This is a genomic window from Stieleria sp. (assembly GCF_041595215.1).
Lineage (GTDB): Bacteria > Planctomycetota > Planctomycetia > Pirellulales > Pirellulaceae > Stieleria > Stieleria magnilauensis.
In genome coordinates this window covers 1-10,574 of record NZ_JBFHKV010000167.1, presented here as the reverse complement: position 1 = coordinate 10,574, position 10,574 = coordinate 1, and the positions used below count along the sequence as shown (strand labels likewise).

At 59.5% G+C, this 10,574-nt stretch carries 8 protein-coding genes; 2 read left to right on the top strand and 6 right to left on the bottom strand.

The window, feature by feature from the left end; genetic code table 11:
• The 3 genes from ABX749_RS09000 to ABX749_RS08990 all read right to left on the bottom strand — a co-directional run.
• The coding region (locus tag ABX749_RS09000) for a sulfatase-like hydrolase/transferase (RefSeq protein ID WP_372895680.1) at positions 1–887 on the bottom strand (887 nt) is incomplete at its 3' end.
• A gap of 161 nt (positions 888–1,048) precedes the next feature.
• Complete coding sequence (locus ABX749_RS08995) at positions 1,049–2,419, bottom strand: DUF1501 domain-containing protein (RefSeq protein ID WP_372895679.1); 1,371 nt, start codon at positions 2,417–2,419, stop codon at positions 1,049–1,051.
• Position 2,420: 1 nt separating this feature from the next.
• On the bottom strand, positions 2,421–4,748 hold the full coding sequence (locus tag ABX749_RS08990; protein WP_372895678.1) for a PSD1 and planctomycete cytochrome C domain-containing protein: 2,328 nt from the start codon (positions 4,746–4,748) through the stop codon (positions 2,421–2,423).
• Positions 4,749–4,992: 244 nt separating this feature from the next.
• On the opposite strand from ABX749_RS08990, the gene ABX749_RS08985 reads away from it, so the two are divergent.
• Positions 4,993–6,096, top strand: a complete 1,104-nt coding sequence (locus ABX749_RS08985; RefSeq protein ID WP_372895677.1) for a transposase — start codon at positions 4,993–4,995, stop codon at positions 6,094–6,096.
• Between the two features lie 227 nt (positions 6,097–6,323).
• Here ABX749_RS08985 and ABX749_RS08980 read toward each other — a convergent pair whose 3' ends face one another.
• Positions 6,324–7,085 carry a hypothetical protein gene (locus ABX749_RS08980; RefSeq protein ID WP_372895676.1) on the bottom strand — a complete coding sequence of 254 codons (762 nt, stop codon included), beginning with the start codon at positions 7,083–7,085 and terminating at the stop codon, positions 6,324–6,326.
• A gap of 369 nt (positions 7,086–7,454) precedes the next feature.
• Between ABX749_RS08980 and ABX749_RS08975 the strand changes: the two genes are divergently transcribed.
• Positions 7,455–8,300, top strand: a complete 846-nt coding sequence (locus tag ABX749_RS08975; protein ID WP_372895675.1) for a phosphatase PAP2 family protein — start codon at positions 7,455–7,457, stop codon at positions 8,298–8,300.
• A gap of 45 nt (positions 8,301–8,345) precedes the next feature.
• On the opposite strand, the gene ABX749_RS08970 is transcribed toward ABX749_RS08975, so the two are convergent.
• Positions 8,346–9,035, bottom strand: coding sequence for a winged helix-turn-helix domain-containing protein (locus ABX749_RS08970; protein WP_145218024.1), 690 nt, complete (start codon positions 9,033–9,035; stop codon positions 8,346–8,348).
• Positions 9,036–9,217: 182 nt separating this feature from the next.
• A partial coding sequence (locus ABX749_RS08965; RefSeq protein ID WP_372895674.1) for a sensor histidine kinase occupies positions 9,218–10,574 on the bottom strand: 1,357 nt, incomplete at its 5' end.

Here is a 10,574-nt window from a genome sequence, read left to right as displayed (position 1 = left end):
GTGAAGATCACCAACGTGTCGTCGGTCCTCTTTGCCGCATCGAGTTGCTGGAGGATCTTGCCGATCATCGCATCGACCATCATCGCAAAATCACCGTACATCCCCGCGCCGGACTTGCCGGCAAACTCATCGGTCGGCAGCCACGGTGTGTGGGGCGCCGGATAGGCCACGTAGAGCATCAGCGGTTGGTCGCGTCCGGCGTGCGACTGGATCACCCCGCAGGCTTCGTCGGTGAATCTGGGCAAGACGTCTTTCAGTTTCATCCCCGGGGCGATCCCACCGGCCCGCCAAAACGCGCCTTGGATCGGCGACCAGCCTTCGCTCTGATTCGCCTCGATCGAATCCGACGGCGGCGCGACGGCCATCCGGTCTCGGATGTAGAAGTACGGTGGAATATCCGTCGACGCCCGGATGCCGAAGAACGAATCGAATCCACGGTCGACGGGACCACCGGGCAAGGGTTTGTCATAGCCGTCCTCATCGAATCCCACGTGCCACTTGCCGACCATCGCGGTTCGATAGCCGACGTCCCGCAGCAGCGACGGCAAGGTGACTTCGTCGGGCTCGATCAACGCCTGCTTGGGCCAACGCCCCACATTGATTCGAAACGGATAACGTCCCGTCATCAACCCGTAACGCGACATGTGACACAGCGGCCCCGACGCGTGCGCGTCGGTGAATCGCATGCCTTCGGCCGCCAAGGAATCGATGTTCGGCGTCGGGATCTTGCTGTCGGGATTGAAGCACCCCGGATCCCCGTACCCCATGTCATCGACCAGGATCAGGACGATATTGGGCAACTCGGCCGATTGGGCCTGGCCTGAGAAACCAACGATGAACAAGGCGATCATCGCGAAACATACGATCGATTTTTGAGCGGCAATCATTGTGAGATCTACGCGGGGAGAACGTGGCGGGAGTCTCTCGTCGGGGAACGACAATCGCAGCATTCTAATCGACAGCAGTTGGACGCGTGCCGATAGAAATCAAAGACGCCTCGTTGGACCGCAGAGCACCGAACGGAAAATCATGCTTGTCGACGATCACCTCAAGCGATGATCTCGTCGATGACGTTTCCGGCGACGTCGGTCAGGCGGTAATCGCGGCCGGAGTAGTGATAGGTCAGTTGCTCGTGATCCAGCCCCAACAGATGCAAAATCGTCGCGTGAAAGTCGTGAACATCCATTTTGTTCTCCGCGACTTCCGCACCGATGTCGTCGGTTGCACCATAGGAAAAGCCCCGTTTTGCACCGCCACCGGCCAGGAAGGTTGTGAAGGCGGCGGCATGGTGACCGCGCCCCTTCGGGTTGCTGTCTTCCCACGGCGTGCGACCAAATTCGCTGCACCCTACGATCAAGGTGTCATCCAAAAGCCCACGCTGCCTGAGATCCTTGACCAACGCGGCGATCGGTCGGTCGATCTGCTTGGCCAACGGACGGTGAGTCTCCATGTTGCCGTGGGCATCCCAGTTACTGTTTGAACCGACATCAAAAAGTTCGACGCCGCGCACGCCGCGCTCGATCAATCGCCGAGTCGCCAGGCATTGCCAACCGAATGATTTCCGGTCGCCGCGATCCACTCCATACAGATCGAGCGTGGATTGGCTTTCGCCGGAAATATCGAACGCCTCGGGGGCTTCCCGCATCAGTCCATAGGCGGTGTTGAAGTTCGTCATCCGCGTCCGCAATTGCACGTCCCGGGGATGAACTTCCAGGTGCGTCTCATTCAGATCGCGCAGCATGATGCGTTCCAGTTCACGACGCCTGACCGACTGGATGTTGCTGTTGAGGTGCGGGATCGGATCGGGACCGGGAACCACCCTGACCCCGGTGTGATAACCGGGCAGAAAATTAGAGTCCCAACATTGATAGGCGTTATACGGCTCGCGTGCGGCAAAGACCACGAAGGCGGGCAGGTTGGTGTTGAACGTGCCCAACGCGTGGCTGACCCAGGAACCGATGCTGGGCAGCGGAATCGTGACCGAGCCGGTATGCATCCCGAGCGTCGCGGCGGAATGCCCCGAGGAAGCATTGGTCATCGAGTGAAGCAGACAGAATTCATCGATCACCGACCCCAACTGAGGAAACAGCTCGCTGACCATCCGTCCCGATTCGCCATAGGGCTGAAAGGAAAACTGCGAAGCCTTGATCGTGTGCTTGCCAACCTTCTTGCCCGCATCGGTGTTCAGTTTCGGTTTGTGGTCAAAGGTATCGACATGCGAGATGCCTCCGGTCATGAAAAAGATGATCAACCGTTTGGCCTTGGCCGGAAAATGAGACGGCTGTGGCGCAAGGGGATGACCGTTCTGCAGGCCGGCGGCAAGCGAAAGATGCGCCCGCAGCGCCGCACTACCCGCAGCCACGCCCGTCGAGGCGCGTCTCAAGAAATGACGACGATCAAGTTTCAATGGGAGTGTCATGTTAATCCACAAACAGAAATTCGTTGGCCGTCAAAAGCGTACGCGCGAAACTGGCCCAAGTGATTCGCTGATGCTCCTCCGGGGGCACGCCTTCATCGACCAGCACACGCTGATAGTCTTCGATAAATTTGGCGGCGCGATCGAGTTCTTGCCCGCTTGGTGAACGAAGCAAGACACGTCGATAGGCCAATTGAATTCGTTCCCCCGGCTCCCCTCCAGCCGTGATCAGCGACTCGGCCAATCCCCGCGCCTGCTGATCGACCAACTCGCTATTGGTCATGAACAAGGCCTGAAGCGGTACGGTGGATCGATCGCGCATCGCCGTGCTGGTGCTGGTGTTGGGTCCGTTAAAGATCGATAGAAACGGGTGCGGGTGCAGCCGCTGAACCATCAGATAGACGCTGCGATGGTTGGAGGGATAAACGGCCTTGAACTGGCGGTGGGCGGTCCACTTCCATTTGTCCTTGGCGGGAAAGGGGTGGGCGCCGGGTCGGCTGAGATCCAAGTTGCCCGCCAACAAGAGCATCGAATCGCGAATCGATTCCGCATCCATCCTGCGGCGATCGAATCGCCAATAGTACTTGTTCCCCGAATCGATCGCAGCGTTGTGTGGATCATGTGCGGCCGTCAACTGATAGGTCGCCGAGGACATGATCAGGCGATGCATGGCCTTGATCGACCAATCGTTTTCGATCAATTGCTGCGCCAGCCAATCGAGCAAATCGGGATGGGTCGGTGGGCTGCCTTGCTGACCAAAATTTGACGGTGTCGGCACGATCGGTTTGCCGAAATGAAATTGCCAGATCCGATTGACGATCACCCGCGCGGTCAGTGGATTGTCCCGGTCGGTCAACCAGCGCGCCAATTGCAGACGTCCGCTTTCCTGCGAACTGATTTCCGGCTGCCGGTCGAGACTTAGAAATTCTGGAAATCGGCGGCGGACCACCTCGCCCTTGCGATAGGGATTGCCACCGTGCTGGACCTTCGCATCGGCGACGTTTCCCTCGGTGACCGCATAGGCGACCGGGGCGAGACGCGACGGTGCCCGGGCTTCGATTTCCGCGAGTGCCTTCTTGTTCGCCTGGACATCGGTCTCCGACTGAATCAATTGCTTGAGCCGATCGATGTCGTCGGCGTGTTTGGCGAAGAAGTCCTTGTCCGCAGCGGCGAGCGTTGATGGATCGATGGTCGGCACAAAGTAACGCTGCTCTCGGACGGATTCTCCGCCTGGGAACGGATACGCGGTACTCTGAAAGAACCCATACAGCCCGTAATAATCTTCCGTCGTCGTCGGGTCATATTTGTGGTCGTGACAACGGGCGCAGCGCAGTCCCAGCCCCAGCACGACCTTGCCCATCGTATCGAGCGTGTCTTCGATAATCAGATGCATCGCCTCCAGATCGTTCGTGCCGAAGCGTTTCGATTGAGCAATGAATCCGGTCGCGATCACACGTTGGGCGTATTCTTCGGGCGGACCGTTTCGGCCGATGATGTCGCCCGCGATCTGTTCTTGAATGAATTCATCGTAAGGCTTATCCGAGTTGAACGCGTCGATGACGTAATCCCGATAGAGGTAGGCTTGTGGAATCGGGTAGTCGGAGTTTTCACCGGCGGTATCGGCGTATCGGGCCAGATCCAACCAGTGCCGTCCCCAGCGCTCGCCATACCGAGGCGAAGCGAGCAACTCATCGACAAGCTCGGCAAACGCCTCGGGGCGCTGATCCTCGCTGAATTGAACCGTCCGCTCCCAACTGGGCGGCAATCCGGTCAGGTCAAAACTCGCGCGTCGAATCAACGTCCGCTGATCGGCCCGCGCGACCGATCGCAGCCCCAATGCCGTCTGTCGCGCGGCGATAAAGCGATCGATGGGGTGCGTCGACGCGGCGTCGTTGACAACGGGAACCTCGACATCCCGGATGGGCAGAAACGCCCAATGCCGTCCTGCGTCGGCCGACTGGTCGACGCCGGATTCCGGCCATGCCGCACCGGCGTCGATCCATGTTTGGAAATCGTTGACGACGGCGATGGGAAGCGGTTGCTTGGGCGGCATCGCGAGATCAGCGTGCGTTCGTCGCATCGCCTGAATCAACAGACTGTTGTCGGCCTGGCCGGGGATGATGGCCGGACCTCGTTCGCCGCCTGTCATCAAGTGATCACGACGATCCAATCGAAGTCCATTGCTGGTCTTGTCGACGCCGTGGCACTTGAAACAGGATTCGACCAAAACCGGACGAATCTTCGTTTCGAAGAATTCGTCGGGTGTCATCGACAGAACCTCCGTCTGCGACAGGACCACCAGGAAAGCCAGCAAGAAAAACAATCGCGTCATGAGAGACCACGCCTGCGAATTGGGAAACTCGCAGTGTATCCGACGTGGAACGGAACCTCAAATGTCCGTAAGCATTCTATCTGCCTATGTTGACCAATGGTAAAGGCAATGGTAAAGGGGCCACCCATAGATGTTGACAGATGTCCGTTGTTTTGGTCTACTTTCCTCTGGCTTCGTTCACCTTGGGGAGATTGCTATGGCTCGGAAACCTCGCTCCGAAGTTGTTGATCCTGCCGATGTTCAGGTGTTGCACTGCTTACAACGCTGTGTCCGCAGGGCGTTCTTGTGCGGCAAGGACCACTTCACCGGCCAGTCCTTCGAACATCGACGGGAGTGGATTCGCAGCCGGCTGGAGTTTCTCGCGTCGGTCTTTGCGATCGATTGCCTGACCTTTGCCGTAATGAGCAACCATCTGCACGTGGTGCTCCGCAGCCGGGCCGATGTCGCTGCGACCTGGAGTGACGAAGAGGTCGCTCGACGTTGGCTGCGTTTGTTTCCCAAACGTCGTAACAAAGACGGTTCGCCGGCGACGCCGACCAAGCCAGAGATTGACATGATTGTCAATTGTCCCGAGGTGTTGGCGGAGCGACGGTCTCGGCTGAGCGATGTCAGCTGGTGGATGCGATGCACCGCCGAGAACATCGCCCGCCGCGCCAACGCGGAGGATGAGTGCACGGGCAGATTCTGGGAAGGACGCTACAAGGCTCAAGTGTTGCTCGATGAAGCGTCACTGTTGGCGTGCGCGGCCTATGTCGATTTGAATCCGATTCGGGCTGCGCTCGCCGAAACGCCTGAAGAGAGCCAGTTTACCGGTGCCAAGGCACGGATTGATGACCTTGTTGAGCAAGAGACGGTCGAGCCGGAGCTGAAAGCAGGCCGCTTGCGGGACCGGAAGTCCAAGGCAGCGGCTTGCGCAGGCGATCAGCCTAAGTATGGTCGGCGTCGGACGCATGACTGGGAGCGAAGTCGGCGTCGCAAGCGAAGCGGATGGATGAGTCCGGTCGAGATAGACGAGCAGAATGACTCAGCAGGTCCGGATCTGGAATCGAGTGGCCGCAGGGCAAGCAAGAAGGGGTTCCTGAGTGTCTCGCTCGCCAGATACCTTGAGCTGCTTGATTGGACTGGTCGGCAAGTCCACAAGCAGAAGGCGGGTCAGATCCCAGAGCATCTCGCTCCGATCCTGAGCCGGATCGGTCTGGACAGTCACGGTTGGTGCGAACTTGTGAAGAAGTTCGGCAAGATCTTCAAGCGTGTCGCGGGGACGACTGACAATCTAGCGGCTGAAGCCACACGTTGCGGCCAAGGTTGGCTCTGTGCGCCGGGGAACCCGCTACAACCGTCAGGCTGATTCAAGCCGTCGCATCTTCAGGGCCGATAAGTCAAGCAGTTGGTGTTGGCTGCTGCGCTGACGATGGCAACTCTATTGGTTTTCTTCGTCAGTTCGATCCATTGGCAGAGAAAACGGAATGTGAGCGACCTGCCTGCCACTCCGCGCTGCCGTGGAGTTTGGGTGGCCCCTTATGAGGGCCTGTCGCTCCGGTGGAGTTTGGGTGGCCCCTTATGAGAGCCGGCGCGTTAGCGTCGGTACTCGTTCAGGAATCCGCCGCGGGATGCGGTCTCGGTGCGGGGATTGAAGATCTTTCGGGTGCGTTGCGGGGCGTAGGGTTGTTCGTGGACAGGATAGGCGGCCTGACCGGGTGACTCGATGATGATCTCGCCCGCCGGTGGCCCGTAGCTTTCGGTCATCCCTCCGCCGCAGTTGCAGCCGCCTTCGCATCCGCACGCCGGTTCGCAACTGCAAGGGCCTTCACACCCACAGGCCGGTTCAAAGCCGCAGCCGGGTTCAATGCCACAGGCCGGTTCGAAACCACAGCCCGGCTCCATGACGGCGCAGTCGCAGACGCCTTCGCAGCCGCATGCCGGTTCGATGCCGCAGCTGTCACAGCCATCGCATCCGCTTGCACAGGCCGGGGCGAATCCGCGTCGGGTCGTGGAGATCGGACCCGGGTCGCAGCCGCAGCGGTATCCCCAAAGTGTTCGGACGCCTGCAAACACACTGCGGCACTTGCCACAGCTTTGTCCGTTGTAATTACCACAGGCATCGCAAGGATCGGTGCAGTCGGCCGGATGATTGATCCATGGATCGACATACAACTCGCCACATCCGGTGCACGAGTTGCAGCTGCCGCACGAGGAGTCGCTGCAACCGGCGTCGCAACTGCCGCCCCATCCCGGTCCGATCGACGTGCCGCAACAGCCGGCTCCCATCGGTCCGACGCATCCGGTCAGCGAGACTGTGATCCATCCAACGAGTAACAAGCCCAACACGCGTGACATCGTGATTCATCCCTGAAACGAAATCGCTTGCGAATTCCTTTGCAAAAAGTTCTCGCATGCCTTGTGATCTAATCCAACAACAGGCGACCGGCACGCCCTGCCTGCCGGCACGCCTGTCTAGAGTCGTCATCGTCAACGCAACCGTCAAAGTTGACTAAAACTGCGTAAACGGATTCTTTCGGTTCCCGGCGGGGTTCCCGTCTCGGTTCCAGGCGGGTTGAAAATGCGTCTTTCATTCTCGGAGGAGATTTCGCTAGTGTCCGACGTTGAACGTGGATGGCCGGTCGAAATTAGATTGGCACCCGGCGATCCTGTTTCACGAACCGATGTTTCACGGACACCGCTCAACGCCCGAGAGTTGCCTTCCTCATGCGATCTGCAGCACCACTCCACGAGACCCCCAGCGGCGATGAACCCGGCCGGCCGACACCGCGGCCCGAACCCGCGGTGGGCGATGCAAGCTTGCGTTTGGTCTATCCGCAGACCGACGGATCTGTGGCTGCGTTTAGGGTCAGCGCCCTGCTCTGGTTCGCCGGAATGCTGTTGCTGTCGGTGCCGATGATCACGTTGATCGACATCTCCGTGGCGCGGTGGTTTTCGAATGATCCGTTGCCGCGCGAGCTTCGCAACGGACTGGAGTTGATGCAGATCTTCTCGCACGGCAGCGGTGTCTTTCTGGTGCTGTTCGGGATCTTTTTGATGGCTCCCCAGTGTCGCTGGCATTTGCCTCGTCTGGCGACGCTGGCGATCGGTGCCGGAGCGATTGCGACGTTGGCAAAGATGTTTGTCTTGCGTCCGCGTCCGTCGGGATTGAACTTAGACGTCGCGTCGATCGATTCGGCGTGGCTGTGGGCGTTCGACTGGACGCTTTCCCAAGTCGCCACATTCGATGCCAGCACGCGCGCCTTTCCCAGTGGGAACATGGCGACGGCCACCGCGTTGACGGTTGGGTTGTGGATGGTGTTGCCCCGAGGTCGCTGGTTGTTTGCGGCGATCTGTGTGGGAACCGGAGTGCAACGACTGGCGAGCATGGCTCACTTTCCCAGCGACATCCTGGGTGGTGCGGCGTTCGGGTTGATTTGGGCGTTCGTGTGTTTGCACCCGCGGCTGCTGGGCAACTTGTTTGACAAGATGCAACCCGAATCGGAACCACGTCGACGCCGGCGGACAGTTGGTGAGGCGACCGAGCAGGACACGTCCAACGCAGCGGCCTAAACGCCCGATACCGCGAACAACAGGCACCCCATTTGTCGCGATGCGTTACTCTTTGAAACGGTAGCCGACACCGCGAACGGTTTCGATCAAGTCGGCGGCGCTACCCATCTTTTTGCGGAGCGCGCGGACATGGACATCGATGGTGCGGTCCAGAACAACCGTGTCTTCGCCCAAGGCGGCATCGACCAATTCGCTACGGCCGAAGGCGCGTCCGGGTTGTCGGATCAAGGCGTCGAGCAGCCGGAATTCACTCTTGGTCAACTTGAGCGGAGACTCCTCGACGGTGACCACGAAGCGTCGGCGATCGACGGTCACGTTTTGGTGGCTGACCGATTCATGGTCGTCCAACATCGGTTCTCGTCGGCGCAGCAACGCTTTGATTCGTTGCAGCAGCACCTTGTAGCTTTCGACGGGTTTGACGACGTAGTCATCGGCGCCGACGGCGAACCCGACCACCTGATCTGATTCTTCGCCCATGGCGGTCAGCATCAGAATCAGCGTTTCCCGGGTCTTGGGATCGGCACGCAACTGTTTGCAGACTTCGATGCCACCGAGGATCGGCAGATCGATGTCCAGGATGACGAGATCGGGAAGATAGAGTTTCGCCTGATCGACTCCCTCACGTCCGTCGCTGGCGCGATAGACTTCGTAGCCGGCTCGTTTGAGTTGATACTCAAGCGACTCCGCCAACGGGCCGTAATCTTCGACGACCAAAACCTTGGTATTGGTGGACATGCCTCAGCGTTTGACTGGATCCATGCGGACAAATCTCGAAAGGAGGCTGGCCGCCGTTTCCGCGTCTGGGGCGGTCGGCGGGCGGACAGCTCGCAAAACGACATCCTGGTGGAAATGCCTGAAAAGTACACCCTACTGAAGCACTTTTTCACCATGAAGCTTTCGTGAAGGCGTGGCGGGAATCAGGGTTTGGGCAGCCAGACTTCGAACGTCGCCCCCTCCCCGGGACTGCTGGTCACCGAAACCGTACCGCCCAGGGCCCGGGTCAGGTTCTTGACGATCGCCAAGCCGATTCCGGTCCCCCCGTCGGCCGCCTTGCGGGCCCGTTTGACGCGATAGAAGCGTTCAAAGATTCGCTCCTGGAACTCCGGGGCGATGCCGACGCCGTCGTCTTCCACGGCCATCATCCAGCCCTCATTCTCTTGCCGACAGGACACGCTGACGTGCCCGCCGGCATCGGTGTGCCGAATCGCATTGCTGATCAGGTTTTGGGTGATCGCCAAGGCGGCTTCTTCGTCGGCCAGGACGTGAACCGGGGTACCGCTGGGACGCAGGGTCAATTCGATTTGCTTGGCCGCGGCGACCGGCAGAAACGAACTGAAGGCCTGCCGGATCACTTTCTCCAGATCGATCGTCTGGACCATCAGCGTGCCCTTGCCGGATTGGGCGCGGGCCAATCGCATCATGTCCGCGATCAGGTCTTCCAGTCTCAAGCATTGCGTGTCGATTTGGGCGATGAAGTGCTTGGCCGCTTCGGGGTCGTCCTCGATCGCCAATTCCACGGTTTCGGCATATCCTTTGATGGCCGCCAGCGGGGTTTTCAGTTCATGCGAAACGTTGGCGATGAATTCACGCCGGATTGCTTCGACACGATGGGCGTCGGTTTCGTCGCGCAAGACCAGCAACAGGTGCGGCGGATCGGCGTCATGGATCCGGCTGATGCGGACGGCCACCGGTCGAACGATGGAGCCGTCGACGATTTCGACGGAGACGTTTTGATCGACGTTGTCACGTTGAGTCTTTCGAGTGGCGTGAATGATTTCGGGCACGCGAACGAGTTCTGCCAGGCGACGCCCCAAGTAGACGCTATCGACCGGGATCGCCAACAACCGTGCTGCCGCTTCGTTGATCAGCAGGATCTCGGTCTTGGGGGACAGCATCACGATCCCATCGGACATGTGAGACAAGACCGCGCCGGTGCGTGTCGATTCAGAATGCAGCTTTCGAAATCGCGCGTTCCAAGTCTCCGCACTCATGCGTTGTTTCTCGTAGGCGTTCTCTGCGTTCTCCCAACGAAGCAGGTTGTTGATCACTAGCGCCGTGCCGACTAGAAAGCAACTCGCAGCGGTCGCGACGAGGGTTTCGGTCGTGCCCGCATCCAACAGCGTGGTCAACCAGACGGTGAGGAACACGAACGTGATGCCGGTCACGATCATGCCCGAACGCGGTTGATAGCCGACGCGGGGAAACGAATCGACGGTCGCTTTTGTCGCTCGCGACGGGCCGGGTGGATCGTGCGTGGGCAAGGGCGCGGGCGCG

What these genes read in the sequence shown, in the direction of transcription:
- ABX749_RS08995 (WP_372895679.1), bottom strand. Translation starts at nt 2,419, where the DNA reads ATGACACTCCCATTGAAACTTGATCGTCGTCATTTCTTGAGACGCGCC.
- ABX749_RS08990 (WP_372895678.1), bottom strand. Translation starts at nt 4,748, where the DNA reads ATGACGCGATTGTTTTTCTTGCTGGCTTTCCTGGTGGTCCTGTCGCAG.
- ABX749_RS08980 (WP_372895676.1), bottom strand. Translation starts at nt 7,085, where the DNA reads ATGTCACGCGTGTTGGGCTTGTTACTCGTTGGATGGATCACAGTCTCG.
- ABX749_RS08975 (WP_372895675.1), top strand. Translation starts at nt 7,455, where the DNA reads ATGCGATCTGCAGCACCACTCCACGAGACCCCCAGCGGCGATGAACCC.
- ABX749_RS08970 (WP_145218024.1), bottom strand. Translation starts at nt 9,035, where the DNA reads ATGTCCACCAATACCAAGGTTTTGGTCGTCGAAGATTACGGCCCGTTG.